Annotated in this window: 17 protein-coding genes, 1 tRNA gene and 1 pseudogene; 8 read left to right on the top strand and 11 right to left on the bottom strand. The window is 69.2% G+C overall.

Annotated features, from left to right (window positions below):
* Positions 1-507 precede the first annotated feature (507 nt).
* The gene (locus tag AB0H62_RS19210; protein WP_360587203.1) at positions 508-5,496 is read right to left on the bottom strand and encodes an AAA family ATPase; all 4,989 of its coding nucleotides are present in this window, start codon (positions 5,494-5,496) and stop codon (positions 508-510) included.
* 1,142 nt (positions 5,497-6,638) lie between these two features.
* On the opposite strand from AB0H62_RS19210, the gene AB0H62_RS19205 reads away from it, so the two are divergent.
* Positions 6,639-7,151: a bifunctional DNA primase/polymerase gene (locus tag AB0H62_RS19205; RefSeq protein WP_220240994.1), complete on the top strand. Its 513-nt coding sequence runs from the start codon at positions 6,639-6,641 to the stop codon at positions 7,149-7,151.
* 231 nt (positions 7,152-7,382) lie between these two features.
* On the opposite strand, the gene AB0H62_RS19200 is transcribed toward AB0H62_RS19205, so the two are convergent.
* Positions 7,383-7,808, bottom strand: a complete 426-nt coding sequence (locus AB0H62_RS19200) for a hypothetical protein (RefSeq protein ID WP_220240992.1) — start codon at positions 7,806-7,808, stop codon at positions 7,383-7,385.
* Between the two features lie 131 nt (positions 7,809-7,939).
* Between AB0H62_RS19200 and AB0H62_RS19195 the strand changes: the two are divergent.
* Positions 7,940-8,452, top strand: a pseudogene (locus AB0H62_RS19195) (DUF5131 family protein); the annotation flags it as partial.
* Positions 8,453-8,482: 30 nt separating this feature from the next.
* Here AB0H62_RS19195 and AB0H62_RS19190 read toward each other — a convergent pair.
* Both AB0H62_RS19190 and AB0H62_RS19185 read right to left on the bottom strand, forming a co-directional pair.
* Positions 8,483-9,229, bottom strand: a complete 747-nt coding sequence (locus tag AB0H62_RS19190; RefSeq protein WP_255638883.1) for a hypothetical protein — start codon at positions 9,227-9,229, stop codon at positions 8,483-8,485.
* A 1,188-nt stretch (positions 9,230-10,417) separates the two neighbouring features.
* On the bottom strand, positions 10,418-11,011 hold the full coding sequence (locus AB0H62_RS19185; protein ID WP_220240988.1) for a pyridoxamine 5'-phosphate oxidase family protein: 594 nt from the start codon (positions 11,009-11,011) through the stop codon (positions 10,418-10,420).
* Between the two features lie 728 nt (positions 11,012-11,739).
* Between AB0H62_RS19185 and AB0H62_RS19180 the strand changes: the two genes are divergently transcribed.
* Both AB0H62_RS19180 and AB0H62_RS19175 read left to right on the top strand, forming a co-directional pair.
* On the top strand, positions 11,740-12,768 hold the full coding sequence (locus tag AB0H62_RS19180) for a site-specific integrase (RefSeq protein ID WP_255638050.1): 1,029 nt from the start codon (positions 11,740-11,742) through the stop codon (positions 12,766-12,768).
* A gap of 307 nt (positions 12,769-13,075) precedes the next feature.
* The gene (locus AB0H62_RS19175; protein ID WP_220240984.1) at positions 13,076-13,615 is read left to right on the top strand and encodes a hypothetical protein; all 540 of its coding nucleotides are present in this window, start codon (positions 13,076-13,078) and stop codon (positions 13,613-13,615) included.
* Between the two features lie 222 nt (positions 13,616-13,837).
* Here the strand turns inward: AB0H62_RS19175 and AB0H62_RS19170 are convergent, their stop codons facing one another.
* The 3 genes from AB0H62_RS19170 to AB0H62_RS19160 all read right to left on the bottom strand — a co-directional run bounded on the left by AB0H62_RS19170 (position 13,838) and on the right by AB0H62_RS19160 (position 16,609).
* Positions 13,838-14,425 (bottom strand): DUF6461 domain-containing protein, encoded by a 588-nt coding sequence (locus AB0H62_RS19170; protein ID WP_220240982.1) that lies wholly within the window; start codon positions 14,423-14,425, stop codon positions 13,838-13,840.
* 788 nt (positions 14,426-15,213) lie between these two features.
* A tRNA-Pro gene (locus AB0H62_RS19165) sits at positions 15,214-15,287 on the bottom strand.
* A 146-nt stretch (positions 15,288-15,433) separates the two neighbouring features.
* Entirely contained in the window at positions 15,434-16,609 is a 1,176-nt protein-coding gene (locus tag AB0H62_RS19160) for an alginate lyase family protein (RefSeq protein WP_220240980.1), read from the bottom strand.
* Positions 16,610-16,817: 208 nt separating this feature from the next.
* Here AB0H62_RS19160 and AB0H62_RS19155 point away from each other — a divergent pair, with 208 nt between their 5' ends.
* Both AB0H62_RS19155 and AB0H62_RS19150 read left to right on the top strand, forming a co-directional pair.
* The gene (locus AB0H62_RS19155; protein WP_360587198.1) at positions 16,818-17,390 is read left to right on the top strand and encodes an RNA polymerase sigma factor; all 573 of its coding nucleotides are present in this window, start codon (positions 16,818-16,820) and stop codon (positions 17,388-17,390) included.
* Positions 17,383-18,252: a CU044_5270 family protein gene (locus AB0H62_RS19150; RefSeq protein ID WP_220240976.1), complete on the top strand. Its 870-nt coding sequence runs from the start codon at positions 17,383-17,385 to the stop codon at positions 18,250-18,252. Before AB0H62_RS19155 ends, AB0H62_RS19150 begins: the two co-directional genes overlap by 8 nt.
* Before the next feature lie 4 nt (positions 18,253-18,256).
* Here AB0H62_RS19150 and AB0H62_RS19145 read toward each other — a convergent pair whose 3' ends face one another.
* Together AB0H62_RS19145 and AB0H62_RS19140 are read right to left on the bottom strand one after the other, a co-directional pair.
* Positions 18,257-19,027: an enoyl-CoA hydratase/isomerase family protein gene (locus AB0H62_RS19145; protein ID WP_255638049.1), complete on the bottom strand. Its 771-nt coding sequence runs from the start codon at positions 19,025-19,027 to the stop codon at positions 18,257-18,259.
* A complete protein-coding gene (locus tag AB0H62_RS19140; protein WP_220240972.1) occupies positions 19,024-19,935 on the bottom strand; it encodes a PaaX family transcriptional regulator C-terminal domain-containing protein in 912 nt (303 codons plus the stop codon). The genes AB0H62_RS19145 and AB0H62_RS19140 overlap by 4 nt, the downstream gene beginning before the upstream one ends.
* Positions 19,936-20,067: 132 nt before the next feature.
* Here AB0H62_RS19140 and AB0H62_RS19135 point away from each other — a divergent pair, with 132 nt between their 5' ends.
* Positions 20,068-21,705, top strand: coding sequence for an ABC-F family ATP-binding cassette domain-containing protein (locus tag AB0H62_RS19135; RefSeq protein ID WP_360587196.1), 1,638 nt, complete (start codon positions 20,068-20,070; stop codon positions 21,703-21,705).
* Between the two features lie 4 nt (positions 21,706-21,709).
* On the opposite strand, the gene AB0H62_RS19130 is transcribed toward AB0H62_RS19135, so the two are convergent.
* Both AB0H62_RS19130 and AB0H62_RS19125 read right to left on the bottom strand, forming a co-directional pair.
* Positions 21,710-22,138 (bottom strand): PPOX class F420-dependent oxidoreductase, encoded by a 429-nt coding sequence (locus tag AB0H62_RS19130; protein WP_360587194.1) that lies wholly within the window; start codon positions 22,136-22,138, stop codon positions 21,710-21,712.
* 122 nt (positions 22,139-22,260) lie between these two features.
* Positions 22,261-23,208 carry a methionyl-tRNA formyltransferase gene (locus AB0H62_RS19125; protein ID WP_360587192.1) on the bottom strand — a complete coding sequence of 316 codons (948 nt, stop codon included), beginning with the start codon at positions 23,206-23,208 and terminating at the stop codon, positions 22,261-22,263.
* Between the two features lie 147 nt (positions 23,209-23,355).
* Between AB0H62_RS19125 and AB0H62_RS19120 the strand changes: the two genes are divergently transcribed.
* The gene (locus tag AB0H62_RS19120; protein WP_360587190.1) at positions 23,356-24,696 is read left to right on the top strand and encodes a lysine N(6)-hydroxylase/L-ornithine N(5)-oxygenase family protein; all 1,341 of its coding nucleotides are present in this window, start codon (positions 23,356-23,358) and stop codon (positions 24,694-24,696) included.
* The last annotated feature ends 2 nt before the right edge of the window (positions 24,697-24,698 follow it).

Here is a 24,698-nt window from a genome sequence, read left to right as displayed (position 1 = left end):
ACGCCGCGCGCGTCGGTCCATTGCGGACACGACGGGCTGGACCAGAACAGGTCCGCGCGAGGGAAACCCGCGATGTCGACCTTCGCGATGTAGCCGGTGGGAGGCTGCTCCTGTCCCAAGTTGTCCCCGGGGTGGCGAGCTCAAGATCAAATAGGCTCTGAGGTGTTATCAACGAAAAGGGCCCTTGAGTAGCAATTTCGCCGCTCAAGGGCCCTGCGTTTGTCCGGTCGGGCTGACAGGATTCGAACCTGCGGCCCCTTGACCCCCAGCATTTCGCGGCGTGCGTGACCTGCGAAAACAGCGACCGCCGTAGGCCTCGGGTTCGTTGAGTGGCTGCCGCGGCCGAAGGTGGGAACCCTTCTTTGTACTGCAGGCACATGACCGAGGCGGTCGCGCGGCTCACGTCGCAGAAGAGCGACCGGCCACCGCACCGAGGGGGAGTGCGGCGGCCGGTCGCGGAGGGACCCTGACCGAGCAGTGAGACGCCTGGCGTTCGGTCCTACCCGGCTAGCGAAACGCCGCACCGCTCGGCGTCGCGGTACCTGGCGGATCCAGGTCTGGCCGGCCGGTCGGTCGGGGTGATCTCTGGTCCGGTCCCGCGAGGGGAAGCTCCAGGTGCAGGCTCGTGCCCGCGTCGGGTGGACTTTGGAGGTGGAGTCGGCCGCCGATGGCTTCGGCGCGGTCTTTGAGGCCGAGCAGCCCGGTGCCCCGGGTGAGGTCGGCGCCACCGACGCCGTCGTCGCGGACCGTGATGCGCAGGACGCCGGTGGGGGGGTCGGGATCGATGGTGACGGTGACCGAGGACGCGCGTGCGTGTTTGGCCGCGTTGGTCAGGGCTTCGGCGATGATGAAGTAGGCGCTGACTTCAATGGGTTCGGGTAGGGGTGGTAGCGGGTGCAGGTCGAGCTCGACCGGGATCGGTGAGCGGCGGGCCAGTGCGCGGACGGCCGGTGTGAGTCCGCCGGTGGCCCGGATGCCGGGGTGGAGGCCGTGGGCGATTTCGCGTAGCTCGTCGAGCACGCCGGTGGTTTCGGTGGCGAGGTTGTCGAGTTCGGTGGTGAGGTGGCCGGTGTCCGGTGGCATGTCGGCTTGGATCGCGCGCAGGCGCAGGGTGAGAGCGACCAAGCGTTGCTGGGCGCCGTCGTGCAGGTCGCGTTCGATGCGTTGGCGTGCTTGGTCGGCGGCGGTGACGATGCGGGCTCGGGAGGCGGTGAGCTGGGTGTAGAGCTGGGCGTTGTCGAGGGAGACGGCGAGTTGGCCGGCGATGAGTTTGACGGCGTCGAGCCGGTCGGTGGTGAACCCGCCGCGGATCAGGCGATTTTCCAGCAGCAGCGCGGCTCGTAGGGTTGCGCGGCTGAGGATGGGTACGGCGAGAAGCGAACAGCCGGCGAGGTCGGTGAAGCACGGGTCGTCGGCGAAGCGTTCATCGTGGGTGACGTCGTCGACCACCAGTGGTGTCTCGGTTCGGCGGAGGTAGCGCAGCACCGACATCGGCACCGCGCGGTCGTGACCGGGGGCGCCCGTGGGGTCGGGCAGCAGCCAGTCCTGCCGGTCGTCGCTCCACAGCAGCAGGCGGACGCCGGTGGCCCCGGTCATCGCGCTGAGCACCTCGACGACGCGCGTGTGCAGGCGCTCGATGCTGGTCTCGGAACTCAGTGCCTGGGATGCGGAAAGAATGCCGAGCAGGTCGAGGGTGCCCGTGGTGACTGCGCCGGGTTGATTCAGCAGCTCGCCGGGCTGGTTCACGGCCAGCCCGAGGCTCGCCTCGAAGTGTCGTCGCAGGGTGGGGTAGGCCCAGTCGAGTTGGGTGACCTTGGCGCTCGCGCCCCAGGCGGCGTAGTGCCCACGGGCCTGGGCGAGCAGTTCGCGACCGGCGTGGTCCAGGCCGCGGGCCAGGTGGAAGCGCGCGGCGCGCTCGGTGATCAACGCACGGTGCCAGGGCCGGGCGCGGCGGGAGACCTCGCTGCGGGCCGCGTCGAACGCCAGCTCGGCGGCCTGCACAGCACCCGCCGCCCAGGCCCGCTCGGCCTCCGCCCACCGCAGCAGGTGCAGGAAGTTGTCCGGGGCGTCCGCGGCCCGGCCGGCCAGCCAGCCCGTCACCTCGTCCAGTTCGGACAGCAGCGCGGCGCGTTCGTCGCCGTCGGCCGCGCGGGCCTGCTCGGCGAGGGCCAGCCCGTGGAGCGAGCGGACCACGGCGGTGGGGTAGAAGCCGGCGGCAACCGGGAGCAGCCGCATTCCCGCCGCACTCTCTCGGACAAGACCGGCCAGATCCCCCGAGACGGCGGCGGCGATCGCGCGGGCGAGATACGCGTGGAGAAGCGCGAGAGGGTTATCGGTGAACCGGTCGAGGGTGATCGGGTCGGCAGGGCTGCCGCCGCGGAGCACGTCGGCCAGCCACCGGTAGGTCTCGAGCACCTGTCCGGTCTGCTCGTTGCCGGTCCGGTGCACGAAGTTGAGTCCACCGTCGACCTCGGTGAGGAGGCTTTCCAGCGAGGGGGCGCAGTCCGCCAGGGACCGCACTGTCAAGAGGTAGGTGTAGCCGGCGTTCGCCAGGTCGCCCTCGGCGATCAGCCCCTCCCGGGCCCGCTGAGCTTCGTGGACTCCGTTCTCGATCGGCTCCAGCCAGCAACTGAAGAGGGCGGACCTGTGGCGCGCCCGCGACATGCCGGGCTCGGCGCCGCGGGCCTCGGCCCACGCCAGGAGCCGCCATGACGCCCGGTATCCGCCGACGTAGTCGCCGCGCTGCGACACGGCGCAGTAGGCGGCGGCGCCGGCGGGCCCGAGCATGGTGGGGCCGGGGCCGTGCTCGATCCAGATCCGCAAGCCTTCCAGCCCGAGCCACGCGACCCAGGCGAAATCGGCGGCGAAGTAGGCCGCCAGGAACGCCGCGTCGAGCACGTGGGTCGCAGCCAGGAGCACGGAGTCGGTGAGGTCCGGCCGGGCCAGGTCGTCGGCGGGATCGCTGTGCTCCAGCCAGTGGTGCAGGAGGGCGAACCTCCGGTCGAGTTCGGCGGGGAGCCGCTCCGCCGACGGGACGTCGAGCCCGCACTCTCGCAGCGACTGCAGGCTCAGGCTGATCGCCTCCCCGAACCGGGCCTGGAAGCTAAGGCTGCGCACGTGAATCGCGGTCGCGCCCGCGCGGTCCGGTGTGCTCGGGCAGAGCCGCTCGATCTCCCGGTACTCCTCGTCGGCCTCCACCAGGCGGCCCAAGCTGAACAGCGCCGCCTGCCGGGCCGTGCGCAGCTCGAGCGCCACGGCGGTCTCCGCGGGATCGACCACCCGCAACGCGGCCACCAGGAGCGCGTTCACCAGCGTGTGATCGCCGATCAGCGCGGCCTGGCCGGCCGCGCGCTGGAGCAGCTCGGTCATCTCTCGCCGCTCCGCGAGGTCCTCGACCGCGTCGAGCACCGGCAGGTACTGCTCGGCGGCGACCGCGAACAGGCCATGTGCTCCGGCGAGCCGTCGTGCCATGGCCAGTTGCAAGGCGCTTCGCCGCTCGGGACTGAGCCCGCCCAGGATGGCCTCGCGGATGCGGTCGTGGCGGAACCGCACGGCGCCGTGCTCCAGCACGAGGAGACCCTCATCGGCCGGCGGGGTCAGGCGCTGTGCCACCACGTCCGCCGGCTCGCCGGTGGCGGTCTGCAGCACATCTGTCTCGACTCGCCCACCCACGCAGGCCATCGCCTCCACCAGCTGCCGCGACGGTGGCGGCAGGGCTTGGATCCGCGACGTCAGCAGGTCGCCGCCCTCCGCCGGGCCGAGGTGGGCGCGCACCGCTGCGGGGTCCCACTGCCATCCCGCGGAGGTCGCGGTGAGGACGCCGTGGTGAGCCAGCGCGGTGAGCAGCTGCACGGTTTCGTAGGGGTTGCCGTGGGTGCGTGGCGCGATCACCTCGACCAGGCCCGCCGCCGCGGCCGCGTCGGCGTGCAGCATGTCGGCGACCAGGGCGATCAGGCTTGGGGTGGGCAGGTTCTCCAGCTGCAGGTACCGCACGCCGACCCGGTCGCGTGATCGCGACAGCGTCGGTGGCTGTGCCGAGTTCCCGTCGTCCCGATGCACGCCCACCAGCAACAGGCCGGGGATCGGGTCGGTATCGAGCAGGAGGTCGACGAAGCCGAGTGGGCCGGGGCCGGCCCATTGCAGGTCGTCGAGGAACAGCACCACCGGCCGGTCCGGTGAGGTGACCGCGCGCAGGATGCGAACGCCGTTGTGCTGCGCGCGCACTTGCGCGGTGAGCAGATCGCCGGGGTCGGGCGGCACGGCCAGCAGGGCGGCGAACTCCGGCACGACCGCGGTCAGCAGGCCCGCGTTCGGGCCGACCGCGTCGGTGATCCGTTGCCGGAGCTGGGCCAGCTCGCTCTCCGGCTGGGCCAGCAGCAGCCGGCCCAGCGAGCGGGACGCCTGGAACACCCCGTCGAATTCAAGGTCGCGCCGGTACTGGTCGAACTTGCCGGCCAGGAACCAGCCGCCCCGGCTGGTGACCGCCGGCCGTAGCTCGTGGACCAGCGCCGTTTTGCCGACTCCGGCCGCGCCGCCGATCAGCACTCCCCGGCACCGGCCCGCCAGCGCGTCCTCGAACGCCGCCTGCAACGCGGCTACCTCGGTATCGCGCCCCACCAGCCGTGCCGGGGCGACGGGCCGGCGCGGGAAGTCGTGGTGCCCGATCCGGATCGGTTCCGTGGCGCGCCCGGCCCGGGCGTCGCGCAACCGTTCCAGGTCGTGGATGACACCCTCCGCGGTCTGGTAGCGGTTGTCCGGCTCCTTTTCCAGCAGGTGCAGGATGATCTCGGACAGTGGGGCCGGCAGGGCCGGGTTCACCTCGACCGGGGGTGCCGGCACCCGGGCCAGGTGGCCGTGGACCAGGCGCAGCGGGTCCCCGGAGCCGAACGGCGGCGCGCCCGTCGCCAGCTCGTAGAGCGTGGCCCCCACGGCGTAGAGGTCGCTGCGTTGATCCACCGGACGGCCGGTCCGCCCGGTTTGCTCGGGCGCGAGGTAGGCCAGTGTCCCGGCGATGTCGCTTCGGCCGGGGGAGGGGGGAGCGGGGTCAGTGAGGGAGGTCGCCAGCTCGAAGTCGAGCAGGCACGGGGTGCCGTCGGGGGAGAGCACGATGTTCGCGGGGGTGATGTCGCGGTGCAACACCCCGCGCCGGTGCATCGCCGCCACGGCTCGGGCCACCCCGAGCCCGACACCGAGAAGGACGTCGACGGGAAGTGGCTCCGCCCGTCCGGCCAGGCTTCTTCCGCCGGCGTCCGCCAGCACGATCGACCCCGCATAGCGTGGCGCGTCCAGCAGCTGCGCGACATTCGAAACCCCGCGAAGCCGTTCCAGCATCGCGCGCTCGTGCCGCAGCCGCTCGGGTGCGTCCGGGCCCAGCGGCTGCTTGCACACCACGGTCTGATTCCCGAGGGACACCCGGCAGACGCGCGTGCGCCCGGTCTCGCTCAGCACGGCAACCTGCGCGGACGAACCCCGCCCCGGCAGCCCACCAGTGTCCATCCGACACCTCCACGACCCACCGCGACTCCTGCCTACACCTGTTCCGGCCCGATTTCGACCCCTCGCACGAAGGTGAATCGATTTCTCGTTCGTCGCTCTTTCGGAGTTCCCCGATTCCGCCGTATCCCGAATACCGGACGGAACCAAATTTCGGTAACGAGCTCACCCAGCGTGAAAGTCCGAGGGTTTCCGAAATCAAGCGCGTCTTGACAGCAAGGGTCCGGCCGCGGTGCTGGCGTGCGCGTTCCAGGGCGCTGGGCTGCAGCGTTCGGGGCTGGCGGAGGCGACGGAGGCCGCCGCCGACAACGAGGCGATCCGCACGCCGGGAACTGCTCGCCGACGCCACCGAGCTGGCGACCGCGGGCCGCGCTGCGCGGTGGCTGGGCGACCTGGTGGGATCCGGGACGCTGACGGAGAACCAGCGCGCCCGGATCGCCGCCGAGGACGGGGCGCCCACGTTGGCGCGTTTGCTGCGCCGGGCGGAGCTGGCGGGGCACGACCCGCGCCAGGTCTTCGCCGCAGCGATCGCGACGGAGTCACTGTCTGGGGTGCGGCAGATGTCGAACGTGCTCCACCACCGCATCACCGGAAACGCGAGCCTGGAACCGGTCGGCGATTCCTACGCCGACCGGCTGCTGACGGTCGACGACGCGCAGTGGACGACCTACCTGCGCCGCTGGCCGACACCGCCGACCAGCGCCGCCGGGAACTCGGCGAGTGCGTGGCCGAGGAACCGCAGCAGTGGGCCATGGACGCGTTCGGACCGGTGCCGGACGACCCGGACGCCCGCAACGAGGATCGAGCTACCCCGTTCCGGGCGCGCGTTAGCTGGACAGACCGGCCACGAAGAAGCGCCGATCGCTGTCGCGCTCGGAAGCCTCCCGAGAGGAGGCGGAAGACTGGTGCGACGAGATGCGAAAGCTCGACGCCGGCGGGGTCGACCCGGACGCCGCCGCGTTGCCGCTCGGTTCATACGGCGACCTCAACCTTTCGCCTGCGCTGCGTGGATTAGCCGCGAAGACGACCGACCCGTATCCGGCGGGCTGGCGCGAGCGAGTGAAACCCACGCTCGGCCACATTCCCGTTCGGATGGTGACGTTCGGCGCGGTTGATCGTGCTGCGATGAGCTGGATCGCGGACGGGTGCACCAAGTCAGTGATCCAGAACAGCCTGGCGATGTTGGTCCGCGTGACGGAGCAGGCGTATCGCGACAGGCTCGTAGACCGGAACCCGGCCAGGATCACCCCCCAGACACCCGCGCGGGTGGCGGCTACGTCGCCGCCCCCGGCTCGGCCACCGACCACGGCGTCTACCGGGTCACCGACGACACCGACCCGGTCGAGCTGCCCGCCTGGCTGGTCCAGGTCTGCACCGAACGCGCCACCGTCGCCCCGGCCCGCGCCACCCCGCCCACCTCCACAGTAGGCGGGGTCGGCGGGCGGACGTCGGCCTACGTCGCAGCCGCCATCGCAGCCGAGACCGGCGCCCCCGGCGCCCCCGGCGCGACACCCTGTCCCGCTCGGCCTATGCCCTCGGCCAACTCGTCGGCGCCCACGCCCCGCCCGAACCCGACGCGCTCGCCGCACTCGAGAACGCCTGGGCCGCCTGGGGTGACGACAAGTCGGCCGCCAAAGACCTCGGCCCCCACGGCGTGATCACGACCGCGCTGGCAGCCGGAAAAGCCAACCCTCGCCGCAATCTCGGAAGGAGCGCCGCCTGATGGCCCTCATCGTGCACCGCTGCCACTGCGGACACATCGACCTGTTTCACCACGGCCGCAACGACGAGCTCACCGCCGAGGACTCCACCCAGACAGCCTGCCGAGTACGGCCGAGCCGCCCCCGCAGCGACAACTCACGAGACACCGAGTTCTGGGGCCCGGCAAGTCAACCGGTCCGGCGGGCACGAGCGGGCATGATCGACTGACTGGTGGCCGGCCAGTAGCGGAGTTTGCCGTGGGTTGGAATGAGGTAGCCAATGCCGCGTTGCTCGGGTGGTTCCTCGGCAAGATCGGCAGCATAAACCTGGCCGGACACCGCATGGACGATCAGCCCGAGCGAGTAGCCAACACGGGAGTACAACTGCCTGCCGATTTCGGCAAGCCAGTCGTCAATGGGCCGCCGCCAGGCCAAGTGCGCCAGCGCACCCTCGCCTTCGGACGGGTATGGGAATGCACCCACTCGTGGATCAGCGCGTCCCAACGCGCCCAGCGGCAGATAGAAGTCCAGCCAGTCGATCCCGCTGTCTTCGCGGATGGCAACAACACCACACACAATCGGCGTCCCATCGGGCAGCAGGACGACCCCACGCAAGTGCTGATTCCGCCGCAAAGACTCGGACGTGCAGCCTACGGGTGCCTGCTCATGCGGCTCGCGGTCAACACTCCCATACCAACCAGGAACCGCAACGACTTCCCCCAGCTGTGTCATCCACCGCGATTCAGATGTCTCATGAGACACCAGGTTCTGGGGAACGGCGCATTCAGCCAGCTGAGGACACCACGCTCGCGGGAGAGATCCTGCGCGCCGTGCGGCGCCACGGCGTCCAACGGATCCACGGGTTCGGATTCAAAACACTCGGTCCGCTCAAGCATCACGCCTACATCGACTCGGCCGACTCGCTCGCCTGGTCCCCACCACCGCACCCGCGCAGAGCAACTGCCGCTGTAGAACCACACCGCGGACGGAAGGAGCGCCGCCTGATGAGCGCCACCACCACGATCGAGTGGACCGACGCGACCTGGGATCCCGTCACCGGGTGCACCGAGGTCTCCGAGGGCTGCGACCACTGCTACGCCAAGCCGTTCGCCGAACGCCGGCGCGGCACCCTCGGGCACTACTGGGTCGTGGCCGGTGGCGAGTCGGGCCCCGGAACCCAGCCACTGCACCCGGAATGGGCACGGTCCCTGCGCAACCAGTGCGACTGGGCGACTGTGCGGTTCCTGTTCAAGCTTCTCTGCGCTAACTGGGGATCGTCCGCAAGGATGTCAGATTCCGATGGGGATCGCGTTGATGGTGCAGGTGAAGTTGGCGTGGCGACCGGCCAGTTGCTGCAGTCGCCGTTCAGCTTCGTCGTGAGTGAGGAACGCCCCAATGGCATTGGTGTCTCCGTCCCGCGTGCCCATAGTGAGGACGTAGATGTAGCGGTAGCGGGAGCGGTCCTCGGTGGGGAGGTCGCCGGTGGTGCGGATGGCGTCGACGAGTTCGTCGATCGTGGCCATGGGACTGCCGAGCCCGCCGGCTACGCCGTTGAGCGCGGTTTGCGCCCACCGGGGTTTGGCTGGAGGCGACCATGGGGCGCTGCCGCCGGAGGGGTCGGCGAAGTAGCTGGGCTCGCCGAGGTCGCGGTCCTCGTGCCAGCCGACGGCCCGGGCGACGATGTAGTCGACTCCGCCGCCTGCTGGCTGCAGGACGAAATAGTGGTGTCCCTGGCCGAATTTGTTGTCCGCAGGGTCTCGGTAGGTGACTTCGGGGGTCTCAGCCTGGATCTGGGTCTGCTCGGCTGGGGTGGCGCAGCGGATCTGAAGCCTCTGGTAGTGGCTGCGGACCTTGATCACGTCGACGGGCTTGAAGAGCACGTCGACGCGCGTCCGGTCAGTGCCGCCCTCGCTGCGCAGCAGCAGCTGGCCATGGCTGGGGGTGTAGTCCCACCACTTGAACGTCCGGTCGGAGCTGTAGAGCTCCTTGCCGGGGGTGAGCTGGTCGCTGCTGTTGAGCCAGGCATGTGCGGTCACAGGGCAGATCATCCAGGGCACCGACGAGACCAATGGGGGTGGGCTGCCCCCGAGTTAGTGACCGAGCGCGTCTACCGGCACCAGATTCGGCCGGTGATGGTCGAGGCCGAAACGGCGATGGACGGCATCGTGGGCCGAAGGGTCCGGGAACCGTAGTCAGGCAGTTAGTCAGGCATGTCTCCAAAGGGTCCCCAGCGGGGATCATGACCGTGATGACCCCTGAACGCGAAAGGGACGCTTGAGCTGCGATGTTGCCGCTCAAGCGTCCCTTTTGTTCCGGTCGGGCTGACAGGATTCGAACCTGCGACCCCTTGACCCCCAGGATTTCGCATCACGCGTGACCTGCGAAAACAGCGACGCAGGCGCTCAGGTGAGTCTCCTCGACTTGGGTGTTTCGCACCTGTCGCGGGTGTGGTGGTCCACGTCTGGTCCACGCCCGTAACGCTTCAGCGATGGGCGAGAGTTCGCGGTGGAGAAGAGGCTGCTCCCAGAGGCCGTTGCGTGGACCGGAAATAGATCGTGACCCGTTCGGAGAAAGGCGTGGCGTCCACGAGCTGAGTGGCACACTAGAGCTCGCGCCGCTGGGACGCCGAGCGTGACCTGAGGGGTACGGGCCTTGCCGTGGTGCATCGTACGGTCGGTGCGCCGACCGAACACCCGCCACCGCGTATGCGGCCACCACGAGCGGATGAACAGCAAGTAAGCCACAGACGAAGACGTTGTAGGAGGTCCCATGGAGTCACCGGCACGCCGTCGATACGACATCGTCCGCTGTTCGATTATCGGTCACGCACACTACGGTCTCCTGGTCGAGTCCCACGACGGTGAAAGCGGTTATGTGGACAGCTCACACATCACGGACAAGCCTGGCGAACCGTGGCCGGCGACCGGTCAGCAGCTGTGGTGTGTGGTCCTGGGATACACCAAGGAGAACAGGCTCCGAGCGGCGGCGACTCCCTCGTACGTCGAAACGATAGCTGCAGCAGACGACCCTGCGGCAGCGGCGAACGCTTGGAGTCGGCGAACGTACGGCCCCGCTGGCGTGCGGTGAACGCACCCCGTCTCGTGGCGCTCCTCCGCGCCGGCGCCCGCTTCGAGCGCGGCCACCTGGTCGAACGGGAGGAGACTCTGGAGGCATGACTTCCGTCCGGACAGACTCGCTGTGGTGTCCGCCCAGCGGCCGGGGTCCTATTCAGCGCGCGGAAGCGGTGGCAGCCGCAGCGGCAACCCCGGCAGGCCGTCGATGCTGGTCGCGATGTACTCCTTCTTCTGGAAGTACACGTCGAGGGACTCATCGGACTCGCGCGCGAAGCGCGACGCGTGCAGCGGCCGGTCCTCGTCATAGGTCATGAACGGGACCGCGTACCCGCAGGTGTCGCGGATCTTCTCGGCGGTCACGACAATGATCGCGCGCAGGCCGTGCAGGATCGGGTCGATGTCTGGGAAGTGCCCCATCAGCTCCGCCCAACGCGCATCGTCGCGAAAGACCGGCTCTCCGCGGCCGTGCACGCGCACGATGTTGGGCGGACCGTCGAAGGCGCACCACATCAGGGTGATGCGGCCGTTCTCGCGCAGATGGGCGATCGTCTCAGCGTTGCTGCCAGCAAAATCGAGGTAGGCCACGGTGAGTTCGTCGAGCACGGCGAACGAGCCGTTCAAGCCCTTGGGTGAAAGGTTGACGGTGCCGCCGCCGTTCAGCGGCGCCGTCCCGGTGAAGAAGATGTGCTGCGCCTCGATGAAGGCACGCAGTCTGCCGTCTATCCGCTCGTAGCTCTTTCCCATATGCCGATGATGGCAGGACGATGGTCCCTTCCACGCGGCAGAGAGCGGGGAGCACACGCCAAGGGTTCCACTAGCGCCAACTCAGAACACGATCAACCAGACCGCGCGAGCGGCGCCTCGTACTCGATCCACAGGTCTTGACAATTGCTCGGATCTAGCCGGACGTAGCCGGACAGCACCAGGTTGGCTGTGCGGCGGGACTGGCGTGTGCAGGTCAGAAGATGTGCCCCGGTGAGATTCGAACTCTCACTGGACGGGTTTTGAATCCAGCCGGAAGTGGTCTCTGACCTGCACGGCAGCGGATTTCCTGACTGTGGGGACCGGGCATAGACCGTGCCAGGCCGTGAGCATGTCCGCGGTCCAGTCCAGTCATGGCTGTGCGAAGCAGCCGGCTAGTCTGCGGTGCATGCGGGGCCTCCCGTCGCGCAACACCTGCGGCTGCGTCGGCTCGCCGTGTCATCACGCGGCAGGAAGACGTGGTTCGACGCCGCTGGAATTAGAACGCGGCGATTGCAAGCTGAACCTGACTTGACGGGACAGCGATCGTGCGTTTTGTTTCTTCATCAAATATGAACGTAGTACCATTACCTACGCCGACGAGAAGGCCAGAGGGGCGGGCTACCCCGTTCCGAGCGCGCGTTCGCTGGACGGACCCGGTCACCAAAAAGCGCCGATCGGTGTCGCGCTCGAAAGATTCCCGAGAGGCGGCGGAGACTTGGTGCGACGAGATGCGCAAGCTCGCGGCCGGCGGGGTTAACCCGAACGCCGCCACGATGCCGCTCGGTACATACGGTGACCTCAACCTTCCCCTTGCCCTCCGGGGATTGGCCGCGAAGACGACCGACCCGTATCTGGCGGGCTGGCGCAAGCGAGTGAAACCGACGCTCGGCCACATTCCCGTTCGGATGGTGACGTACGGCGCGGTTGATCGTGCGGCCATGAGCTGGATTGCGGACGGGTGCACCAAGTCGGTGATCAAGAACAGCCTGGCGATGCTGGTCCGGGTGATGGAGCAGGCATATCGCGACGGGCTCGTGGACCGGAACCCCGCTAGGATCACCGGTTGGCAGCGCGAGTTCCAGCTCGCCGAGGACGAGCTCGACGATCCGCGGTCATTGGCGCTGCCGGACTGGGAGACGCTGGAGCGGCTGGCGGGCGCACTCGTTGCGCGCGCTGCTGACAACTACGTGGGCTGGGGTCACGTCGTGAAGTTCAAGGCGTGCACGGCGGCCCGGATCGGCGAGGTTTCTGGCGTCCGGGTGTGCGACGTCGATCGCGAGAGCTGGATATGGACGGTGCGCCGGCAGACGACGCCGGGTCCCGGAGGGTTGATCAACAAGGCCACAAAAGGGCGGCGTGCGCGCAAAGTGCCGTTGATCGAGGAGATCCGCCCGTTGGTGGCGAGCCGCCTCGACGCGATCGGTGCCGACCCAATGGCCAGGTTGTTCACCGGCCCGCGTGGCGGATGCGTGACGACCGCGGTTCTCCGGGACGCGACACACTGGGACGAGGTGGTTACCAAGCTGGGGTACGAGCACCTCAGGCGGCACGACCTCCGGCACACGGGGTTGACCTGGCTCGCCGACTCAGGGGTACCGGTCCACGTACTCCGGATGATCGCGGGCCACGGCTCGCTCAGCACGACGCAGCGGTATCTCCACCCCGACCTCGCCTCGATCCGGGATGCCGGCGACCTGCTGAGTGCCCACCTATCGGCGCCCAGGTCTACCAGTGGTCGACGCCTGCGCGTCGTGTAGACAACATTCACCACGTGACTGCTCAACTAAAATGGCCTGTGAGCTGCGGTTTCGCTGCTCACAGGCCCCGTGTCTGTGTCTGCCGGGCTGACAGGGTCCGAAATTGGAACCGGGGTCTGCCCAGTGCCGCGAAAGACGCTTCGCTGGTGAGCCGGTGTGGGTTGTCGTCGGCGGCCAGGAACAGCGCTGCGGCGGTGTCAGGACCGACGCCGTATCGCTGCAGCAGCCCGGGTGTGTGGGCGTTGACGGCCGTCGGTGATTCGCTGGCCGAGTTACTGCACCGCACTTTGTGACATGATCGAGTGCTATGACGACCCGTATCGATGTGCGGCAGTTGCCTCAGGACGTCGCGGACCTCATCATCGGCGGCGAGGACCTCGTGATCACGAGGGACGGCGAACCGATCGCGACCGTAACAAGGACCGCGTTCGACGTCGATCCCGGCACGCGGGACGTCTACGACAACGTGACGGTCGTGGCCACCACGATGAAGCTGTCCCGTGCGGCCCGTGCGGCGCTATCCGAGCAGTTGGGGTCGGACTACCTTGTGCTGGACTTGCACTCCGCGCCGAAGACGGCGGATGTGGTGCTGGTGCCGCCGGCGAGCCCGCAGCTGATTAGCGCCTTGCACGAGACGTACCCGAAGGCGCGTGTCGTTGTCGCCGAGATCGAGGACCCGGAATTGGGCATCCGCTATGAGGGGCCGGTCCGCCGCATGATCGACGCGGGCGCCGAGACGTACCTGGCATCAACGACGATCCCGCGACTGGCGGCGCAGCTCGACCACGTCGTTGTCCAACAGAAGCTTCAAATCGCAGGCCCGACGCAGCTGACAATTGAGGGATAGCCCATCGAATGCTCGTGGGGACAGCGAACAGTCCGACGACTTGAACCATGCCCTATAGGCGAACCGTTGCGCCGATCGCATGCGGCGGCGACCCCACCCGCCACCGCATGCTCGGCCTGCTGCTCTGTGAGGCGGGAAGGGTGACCGGTCCAAATAGAGCGAACCGCCGACGGGTTGCTGGGGCCTTGTTGATGACCCCGGTAGCCCGTCGCTCCTGACGAGTTAGCTGACTCGACGACGTCTGCGAGCCACCAGACCTGACTCGAGCTCCGCCTCCAACACCAGACCAGTGTCAGCGATCACGCCGGTCACCTCGGCAGCCAGCGTGTACATCTCGTATCCTCGCAACATTTCGGCGGATGCAGGCTCAATCCCTGAAGCTCGCATCTCGCTCACGAGCACATCAGGGTCGCATCCTGTTCGCCTCGCAGGATTGGTCGGTTCAAACCGACACTGCAACTCGCCGTCGCGCCAGTAGCCGAAACTCTCCATCCCCGAGCCGGTCCTATAGACCTGAACGACACGTCTCCGACTTGCGGAGAGCCTCGCCAGGACCTCGTCACGGACAGCAACAAGCGACTCAAGCTCGATGGTGAGGGCCCAAGCTCCCATGTCTGCGACACGGATCCCCTTGCGGTCATTGCCGACCGCCATGGCCAACTGCGTAGACGACATCCGCGAGTCGAGCTGCTCCGCGTGGAGAATTTCAAAGATCTCCGTCGGTGGCAATTCTTCAACAAACGTCGTACAAACCATGACGACGGACGGGTCCTGTGTCCACCCGAAGGGGTCGTTTCCGCTATCCAGCACTCCGGGACCGAGCGCGTCGCGCGCAGCGAAGTCTGCGGGTTGCCCATCCCCTGCGCACGGCCGGCCTGCCAGACCTGGAGCTCCGGCAGCGGCATGGCCGCGAGCTTCGGGTACCGGGCCGCCATCCGGTACCCAAGCCGGGCGTCGGCGAGGCAGTCGGCGTTGCTGGATTGCGCGTCCTCGTCCGAGAGCTCGACGCCGTAGCGCGCACACCGACGCCAACTGCCATTTCCCGGACCGGCGCGGGTCGATCAGCAGGTCCAACACCAGGGGGTCGATCAAGTGCGGCGTCAGTTTGTCGCGAGCGCAGCTCGAGGACGACCCAGGGCCGTTCGATTCCCTCGATGCGCGCCACGATCACGGGCTTTGCCGCCAGCATCTGTGGCCCTTGCCGCGTGTTGACGACCACGCGCGGACGGGTCGCCCGGACCCGCTTCGGCGCTGTCCACTTCACCTCGGACCACCGCCGGGGATCAGCTACCGCGCAGGTCAGGGGCCGTTTCCGGGCTGGACTCAAAACGGGGCCGCCACTGCGCGACAAGGGGCCGGCCGCGGACCCTGCCTGTACCGGGCCAGTCGAGTGGATGCGCAAGGCGGGCCACCGCGCGATCCGTCCAATAGCGGCGCGAAGCACGACACGAACACAGGTCGAGACAGTGTGCCTACTTGGCTGGTCCACAACTGGTCCACGCTGACGCGGACGCGTAGATCAACGGCACAAGTCAGCGCAGACAGCAAAAGACCCGTGAGCAGCGAGTTTGCTGCCCACGGGCCCTTCAAATCTCCGGTCGGGCTGACAGGATTCGAACCTGCGACCCCTTGACCCCCAGTCAAGTGCGCTACCAAACTGCGCCACAGCCCGGACCCGTGCTCCGCGGAGGTGCTCCGTGAAGCGCGATGTAAGTACTGTAGCGGGTCGCGATCGGGGGGTTGCAGGGAGGCCCACATTTATGCCCTGACCTGCGGGAACCCCGACAACAGAGGGTGATCCCCAGGGCCGACAGGGCGTCAGTTCGGGTTGTCGGCGTGCGTCAACGTCTGCCAGGCGACGAAGAGATTGTTCGTCCCAGCTGGGCGTTGGCGTTCGGTCAGAGCTTGGGTGTTGGTCATGGCGATGCCGAGGCGGCCGTGCAGCGCGTTGTAGCCCACTTCGGTCACGGGGCCCAGGCCGAGGTTCAACGAGCCGCCGCAGAGATTGCTGGGGACCGCGGCGCCGAGTTCGTACTTGGATTGGAAGCCGAGGGCCTGGCGGAGGCGCTCGCCGATGTCGGTGCCGTAGAGGTCTTGGCCCTGGATGCGCGAGGTTTCGGCGACGTCGGCGATGGAGGCGATGCCGTAGCCCGTGTGGACGAAGTCGCGGCAGGTTTCCTGGGTGAGGCCGGTGGTGAAGGTGCTTTGTTTCTGCCAGTAGTTGACGATTTGGTCGCGGGTGGACAGTCCGCTGCCGGGCACCGTCTTGGGGAGGGCGCCGTCCGTGGACAGATACACGTAGGCCGCGACGCGGTTGCGGTAGCGGGTCATGGCGGAGTCGTAGCTGGACTTGTCGTCGAGGAAGACGGAGATGCCCACGGCGGCCTCCGTCATGACGAGTTCCCAGTTGCCGTTGCTGTTGGAGCCGGCCAGGAGCTTGGGCAGGTAGACGTTGCGCAGCATCGTCGCGAAGCGGCCGGCGTTGGGCCAGCTCGTGTAGGTCGACTTGATGAGCTCCGCGGCGCGCGACCACGACGCGCCGGCCCAGCCCGTCTGCAGGGGTGCGTTGCTGTTGGTGTGGCTGGTGATCGTCGCGGACCACGCGTCCATCAACGCAATGGCCTTCTGCGCGTAGCGCGCGTCCTGTGTGATGTACCAGGCCAAGGCGTCGGTGTAGGCGGCGATGGCGTCTTCGCGTTCGTCGGTGCAGCCGTTGTTCGGGTTGGAGTACGAGCCGCACTCCACGACGGCGCGGGGTTTCGCCGTGCGCGTGAGCGAGGCGTACTTGCTGCCCATCATCTGGTCGTACGCGCTCTTCCACGGTTGCGCGCCGGCGTTCACCTTGGCGCGCACGAAGTCCAGCTGCGGACGGCTCACGAGCACGCCCGGGTGGGTGAACGTGGCCGGAGCGGCGGAGACCGGTGCCGCCAGCAGTCCCAGCGCGACAGGGATCGTCGCGACCAGCGACGCGAGTTTTCGGGCCCGAAAGGACATGGCTCTCCTCGGTGAGGGGGAAGGGAGGTCGTCGTCGATCTCGATCACCGGTGAGCGCTGCGCACCAGTGTCATGGTCCAGACCACCTCACGTCAAGCACGCACGTGGACATCATTCGCATTCGAAAAATACGTTCAGCCCGCTGAATGAACTCGAATGGCGGCTTCTGCGGATAACCCGTGACACTGCATCCGAGAAGGGGTGATCGATGGACGACGCGGGGGTGATCGGCCGGTCCGTGGCCGAGCCCGACCTGTTCGCCGCCATCTTCGACCGGCACGCACCGCACATCCACCGCTACCTCGCGCGGCGGCTGGGCCGGGACGTGGCCGACGACGCGCTGGCGGACACGTTCCTGGTCGCGTTCGGCAAACGGGCTCACTACGACGGCACCCGGCCCGACGCGCGGCCGTGGCTCTACGGCATCGCGACCAACATCCTGAGCCGCCACCGCCGCGACGAGGTGCGCCAGTACCGCCTGCTGCGCGCCGTCGGCCCGCAGGCCGCGGTCGACGGGCACGCCGACCGCGTGGCCGCCCAGGTCAGCGCCCAGGCGCGCGGGCCGGAGCTCGGCGCGGCGCTCGCGGCGCTCAGCGCCAAAGACCGCGACGTCGTGCTGCTCGTCGCTGCCGAGCAGCTCGCCTACGAGGAGGTGGCCCAGGCGCTGGGAATCCCCGTCGGGACCGTGCGGTCCCGGCTCAACCGCGCCCGCCGCCAGTTGCGCGCCGCCCTCGGCGGTGCCGAACACCCCGACGTGAAGGAGGTTCCGTCCCATGGATGAGCTGCAGCTGGTCCGCGACCGCGCGGCCGACGTCCCGCTGCCCGACCTGGCCGACCTGGGTGCCGCCCGCGCCCGGCTGCTCGCGGCCGCCGCGAGCGAGCCTCGCCGCAAGACCGGGAAACGCCTTCGGCAGGCCGGCGCAGCGACACTGGGGCTTGCGGCGGCCATCACCGCCGTCGTCTCGTTCGCGCCCACCGGAGACGGACCGCTGACGCCGCCGCAAGCGGCCGCCGACCCCGTGCGCGTGCTGCACGGCGCCGCGGCCGAGGCCCTTAAGCTGCCCGACACCCCGCCGCGGCCCGACCAGTTCGTCTACGTCAAGACGCAGTACGCGAACAGCGACCGCGAGGCCTGGATCTCCGCCGACGGCAAGCACGACGGCTACGTCGAGCAAGACGGCCAGACGCTCACCCTTCAGGCGTGCGTCGACGGCAAGTACCGCGTCGAGGGCGCCAACAACCCGGCTGCGAACGGAAGGGAAGAGCCGTGCGTCGTGACGCCGGCGTACCGCACCGACCTGCCGACCACCGCCGACGCGATGTTCAGCTACCTGAACAAGAACCACAGCGGAGACGCCGGCGACGCGAACGCGATGGGCAAGGACGTCCAGCTGCTCGTCGGCGAGACGTACCTGCGGCCGCAGACCAAGGCCGCGCTGTTCGACGCAGCCGCGAAGGTGCCCGGGTTGCAGGCCGTGGACCACGTGACCGACGCGGCGGGCCGCCCGGGCGTCGGCATCACCTGGCCCGGCCACGGGGTGACCCTGGTCTTCGACGCGAAGACCTACACCTACCTCGGCACCACGCAGGGCGCCGTGGTCGGTTACGGGATCGTCGACCACGTGGGGCAGCTGCCGCGCTGAGGCCTCAGCGGCCGGTGAAGCTCGCTTTGCCGGGCCCCTCGGCGAGGAACGACTTCACCGCGCCGCGCAGGTCCTCGGTGTCGAACAGCTCCGCGGCGATCGACGTGACGTGGGCGTTGGCCTCCGGCACACCGCCGTGCTCGAAATGCGCCAGTACGCGTTTGGTGGCCGCGTGCGCCTGCGTGGGGCCGGCGGCGAGGCGCGCGCTGAACTCGCGCGCCGCGGCGTCGAAGCCCTCGTCGGGCAGCACGCGGTTCACCACGTTCCAGCGTTCGAGCGTCTCGGCGGAGTACGTGTCGCCGGTGAACACGAACTCCTTGGCGCGGGCCACTCCCGCACGCGCGGCGAGGCGCTGGGTGCCGCCCATCGTCGGCGTCAGGCCCACCACCTTCTCCACGAGCCCGAACTTGGCCCGCGAAGCGGCCAGCAGCAGGTCGCACGCCACGGCGACCTCGAACGCCCACGTGAGGCACAGGCCGTGGGCGGCGAACACCGTGGGGAACGGCAGCGCGGCGATGCGGTCGGGCACCGTGAGCAGCTCGTCGAAGAACACCTTCGCCTCGGCCGGCGAGCCCTGTGCGTCGAACAGCGCGACGTCCACGCCGCCGCTGACGACACGGCCCTCGGCCCGGATGAGCAACGCCCGCGCCGGCTGGGCTTCCAGGGCGGCGACGGCTTCGAGCAAGTCGCGTTGCAACGAAGCGGTGTAGAGGTTGAGCGGCGGCGCGTCGATCGTCAGCACCGCCAGGCCGTCTTCGCGGTCGAGCCGGGTCACGCGTTCTCCTCGTTGTCCAGCAGCTTGTCCCAGTACGCCTGGGCCGCGGGCCGCCATTCCACGTGCTTGCGGTGGAACAGCTCGCTCGCCTTGCGCCCGCTCCACTCGGCGGGCAGCAGCTCGGCCGGCAGCCGCGGGTCGAGGAACGGGAAACGCCGCCATTCGTGCACCAGCTCGGTCTGCGCGCGCAGCACGGCCGGGTCGCCAGTGGGGCGCAGGCCGGTGAAGCGGTCGATGAAGTCCTCGTAGCTGTCGGTCAGCTCCGAGAGGTCCCACGACCGCTCGACCATGCTCTCCTGCTCACCGACCTCGCCGTACGCGGCCGTGAAGGACATCGCCTGGGCGTCGAGCTGCAGCTCCGCCACGATCTGCTGCGCTTCGTGCTGCCGGCCGGGGTCGGGGCTCACCCACACGCCCGCGACGGGCGAGCCGAACCCGGCCCACGTCAGGCGTGTGCGCAGCCGGTGGCGCAGGTCGCGCTTGGCCTCGGGCACCGACACGATCAGCATCAGCCAGCGGCCCTCCCACGCGACGGCCTCGCGCCCGAACGCGTAGATCCGCTCGGCGCCTTCGGTGAGCAGGCGACGGCCCGGCGGCGTGAGCGACCAGCGCACGCGCCGGCCGACGCGTTCGGACACCAGCCAGCCCTCGGCGGCCGAGCGCGCGAGTGCCTGGCGCGCCGACTTCTCCTCGATGTCCAGCATGCCCAGCGCTTCGACGAGCATGGACGTCCACACGGGACGGTCGCGGGGCAGCACGTACTCGCCCAGCACAGTCATCAACAGGGACCGGGCACTCGCGTGGCTGACCTCGCGGCGCCTGCTGACCGTCGGCCGCGGCGCCGCCGAGCGGGGTTCCCGCTGCTTCGCGCGCTGGCCGAGCGTGACCGACGTGGCGGGTTCCGCCATCGCTTTCACCGACCTCACTGCTCCGTGGTTCGTAACCCGCCCAGGCTACCCACGTTCAGTGACCGAGACGACACTCGACACACTGGGAGCGCGTCGGCGGCGCGGAGCGGCACCCGTAGAATCAGCCGGGAAATGAGCGCAACACTCGTCGCGAAGGGCCTGGCCTCCGGCCACGGCGACCGCATCCTGTTCTCCGGCCTCGACCTGGTCGTCGCTCCTGGCGACGTCGTCGGGCTGGTCGGCGTCAACGGCGCCGGCAAGTCCACGCTGCTGCGCACCCTCGCGGGGCTGCAGCCGCCCGAGTCGGGGGAGATCCGGCTGAACCCGCCGACGGCCACCGTCGGTCAGCTCCCGCAGGAGCCCGAGCGGCGGCCGGGGGAGTCGGTGCGGCAGTTCCTCGCACGGCGCACCGGCGTCGCCGAAGCGCAGCGTGAGCTCGACGCCGCCACCGAAGCGTTGACCGAGGGCGTCGCCGGCGCGGACGAAACGTACGGGACGGCCCTCGACCGTTGGCTCGCCCTCGGCGGCGCTGACCTCGACGACCGCGCCGGCGAGGTCGCCGCGGAGCTGGGGCTGGCCGTGGACCTCGACCAGCCGATGGTCTCGCTGTCGGGCGGACAGGCCGCGCGCGCCGGGCTCGCGTCGCTGCTGTTGAGCCGGTACGACATCTTCCTGCTCGACGAGCCCACCAACGACCTCGACCTCGACGGCCTCACCCGCCTCGAGCGGTTCGTCACCGGCCTGCGTGCCGGCACGGTGCTCGTGAGCCACGACCGTGAGTTCCTCGCCCGCACCGTGGACCGCGTCGTGGAGCTGGATCTCGCGCAGCAGCAGGTGAACACGTTCGGCGGCGGCTACGAGTCCTATTTGGAGGAACGCGCCGTCGCGCGGCGTCACGCGCGCGAGGACTACGAGGAGTACGCCACCACCCGCTCCGCGCTGGAGGCGCGCGGGCAGATGCAGCGCGGCTGGATGGAGAAGGGCGTCAAGAACGCGCGGCGCAAGCAGACCGACAACGACAAGGTCGGCCGCAAGTTCCGCAGCGAGGCCACGGAGAAGCAGGCGTCGAAGGCGCGCCAGACCGAGCGCATGATCGAGCGCCTGGAGGTCGTGGACGAGCCGCGTAAAGAGTGGGAGCTGCGCATGGAGATCGCGGCGGCCCCGCGTGCCGGCGCGGTCGTCGCCACGCTGCGCGGCGCTGTCGTGCGCCGCGGCCCCTTCACGCTCGGTCCCGTCGACCTCCAGGTGGACTGGGCGGACAAGGTCGCCATCACCGGCGCCAACGGCGCGGGCAAGTCCACGCTGCTGGCCGCCCTGCTCGGCCGGCTGCCGCTCGACGAGGGCAGCGCGGCGCTCGGCCCCGGCGTCGTCGTCGGCGAGGTCGATCAGGCGCGTCAGCTGTTCCTCGACGACGTCCCGCTGGCCGACGCGTTCGCGCGCGAGGTCCCGGAGCTGCCCGACGCCGAGGTCCGCACGCTGCTCGCGAAGTTCGGCCTCAAGGCCGCGCACGTGCTGCGCCCCGCGGCCACGCTCTCGCCGGGCGAGCGCACGCGCGCCGCTCTCGCGTTGCTGCAGGCGCGCGGGGTGAACCTGCTTGTGCTCGACGAGCCCACCAACCACCTCGATCTGCCCGCGATCGAACAGCTCGAGTCCGCTTTGGACCGTTACCCCGGCACGCTGCTGCTCGTGACCCACGACCGCCGCATGCTCGACGCCGTCTCGGTCACGCGGCGCTTCGAAGTGGCGGACGGGAAAGTCACCGAGTCCTGACGCGTCAGCCGGCCACGGCGTCGACCCCCGTGGTGTGCGACGGGTGGACCACCACGAGGACCTTGCCCGGCGAGGTGGCGTAGCCGACGAACTGGTCCACTCCTTCGGCGGGCAGGTAGCGGCGCGCGATGAGCTCCGAACCGCTGCGCACGCGTGCGGGGTCGGTCACGATCTCGGCCGTCCCGTTCACCGAGACGAAGCTGTAGGGCGGCACGTCGTCGTGCACCGTGAGCGCGACCTCGCCCGACGCGACGATCGCGCGGCCTTTCACGCTGTCTTGCGTGATGTTGACCAGCAGGTCGTCACCGTCGGCGGCGAACCACACGGGGACGGCGTGCGGGCGGCCGTCGGCACGGACGGTGACGAAGATGGCGCTGCGGCTGCCTTCGGTGAGGAAAGTGCGCGCGCGTTCAGCGGACATCGGGGTGGCCATCTCGGGTTCCTCCAGTGGTCGGGCCCGGCGCGCTCACGCCGGGTTACGGTTGCGGCCACCGTAACCCGGCACACCGACAAACTCGGCTCACCCGGCAGTTTCAGCCGATCGGCAAAACGCGCTCACGGCCGGTCGGTGAGGTACCCGCCCATCATCGTGAAGTAGTCGGCCGCAGCCAGCTCCGTGCCGTCCTCCGTGCGCACGCGTTCCACCAGCAGGCCGGGGGAGTGACCGCGCCGCGCCTCGGGACCGGCGACGATCACCACGCCGTCGCCCTCCTTGATGAAGATGCGGCCCGGCGTGCCGCCATAGTGCCCGGCCGACACCGACGCGCGCACGATCCGCAGCCGCGCACCGCGGTGGTAGGCGAACGCGTTGGGGTACGGGTCGGACTGCGCCCGCACCAGCCGTTCGATGTCCGAAGCGGGCCACGTCCAGTCGATGAGACTGTCGCGCGGCGCGCGTTTGTGGAAGAAGCTCGCCTTCGACCGGTCCTGGGCGATCGGCACCACGGTGCCCGTCTCGATGAGCGAGAGCGCCTCCGCGACGATCGGCTCGATGAGATCCACCGTGCGGTGGAACAGATCCGTGGTCGTGTCCTTCGGGCCGACCGGCACAGCGCGCTGCAGCACGATGTCGCCGGCGTCGAGTTCCGCGTTCATCATGTGGGCGGTCACGCCGACCTCGGGTTCGCCGTTGACCAGCGCCCAGATCAGCGGTGAGAACCCGGCGTACGCGGGCAGCAGCGAGTCGTGGACGTTGAGCGTGCCGTGGGGCGGCAGGTCGAAGATCTCCGGCGGCAGCCAGGTCCGCCAGTTGTTCGCGACGATCAGCTCCGGCTCCGCGGCCTTGAGCTCCGCCAGCAGCTCGGGGTCGTCGGGGCGGTTGCGCAGCAGGGCGCGGATTCCGTTGGCCTCGGCGAGCTCGGCCACCGAATCGTCCCAGATCTTCTCGTACGCGTGGTCGCTCTTGGGGTGCGTGACCACGAGGACGACCTCGTGACCAGCGTCGATGAGGGCCCGCAAGGTGCGGTGCCCCCAGGTCTGGTAGCCGAACATGGCCACGCGCATCGGCGAATCCCTTTCGCGGTCGAGGGGACGAACATCACCCACAAGGTACTAGCTGAGCCTCTCCTAAGTTAGGTTAGGGTTTCCTGAGCTTTTTCGAGTGGAGCTGAGCCGAACCGAGATGCGGCAGTGCCGCGCTAGGGGACTTTCATGTCACGAGCAGTGGTCGATGGCCAGGTGCCGGTGTACGACGTGGTCGGGGTGGGGTTCGGACCATCGAACCTCGCCCTCGCGATCGCGCTGACAGAACACAACGCCGCGCCCGGGTCCGGTGACACGGTCACCGCCCACTTCCTCGAGCGCCAGCCGCGTTTCGGCTGGCACCGCGGGATGTTGATCGACACCGCCACGATGCAGGTCTCGTTCCTCAAGGACCTCGCGACCATGCGCAACCCGACGAGTGAGTTCAGCTTCCTGAACTACCTGCACGCCAAGGGCCGGCTGATCGACTTCATCAACCACAAGAACCTGTTCCCGCTTCGGATCGAGTTCCACGACTACTTCGAGTGGGCGGCGGCCAAGGTCGACGACGTCGTGTCCTACGGCACCGAGGTGGTCTCGGTCGAGCCGGTCCGCGACGGCGACGAGGTGGTCTTCTTCGACGTTCGCGCGAAGTCCGGCGACGAGATCGTGGAGCTGCGTGCCCGCAACCTCGTGCTGGGCACGGGATTGCGGCCCAACCTGCCCGAGGGCGTCACCGGCGGTGAGCGGATCTGGCACAACAGCCAGCTGCTGCCGCGCGTCGAACGGTTGCGCGACAGCGAACCGAAGCGGTTCGTGGTGGTCGGCGCGGGCCAGAGCGCGGCCGAGGTCGCGGCCCTGCTGCACGACGAGTTCCCGCGTGCCGAGGTGTGCGCGGTCTTCGCCCGCTACGGCTACAGCCCGGCCGACGACAGCTCGTTCGCCAACCGGATCTTCGACCCCGAGGCGGTCGACCACTTCTACGGCGCCAGCGAACCCGTGAAGGACCGGCTCATGCGCTATCACGGTGCCACCAACTACTCCGCGGTCGACCTCGACTTGATCGACGAGCTCTACCGCCGCGTGTACCAGGAGAAGGTGCTCGGTGTGGAGCGGCTGCGGCTGTTCAACGTGTCCCGGCCCGTGGACGTGACCGACCACGGCACCCACGTGCGCGCGACGGTTGAATCGCTGACCACCGGCGAACGCGCGGTGCTCGACGCCGACGAGGTCGTCTACGCCACCGGGTACCTGCCGGCGGACCCGACGCCGCTGCTCGGGGAGCTTGCCACGGGTTGCCGGCGGGACGCGGAAGGCCGGCTGCGCGTGGAGCGCGACTACCGCATCACCACCGACGCCGCCGTGCGCGGTGGGCTCTACCTGCAGGGCGGTACCGAGCACACGCATGGCATCACGTCGTCGCTGCTGTCCAACACCGCGGTGCGCGTCGGCGAGATCCTGCAGTCCATTGTGGATCGCCGGGCCGCTGTGGCGCACCTGCCCGAGTACGCGGTGAGCGGCACGCGCTGACG

It is taken from the genome of Amycolatopsis sp. NPDC050768 (genome assembly GCF_040654155.1).
GTDB lineage: Bacteria > Actinomycetota > Actinomycetes > Mycobacteriales > Pseudonocardiaceae > Amycolatopsis.
The sequence above is the reverse complement of the archived record's forward strand: the minus strand, read 5'-3'. Positions and strand labels throughout refer to the sequence as shown.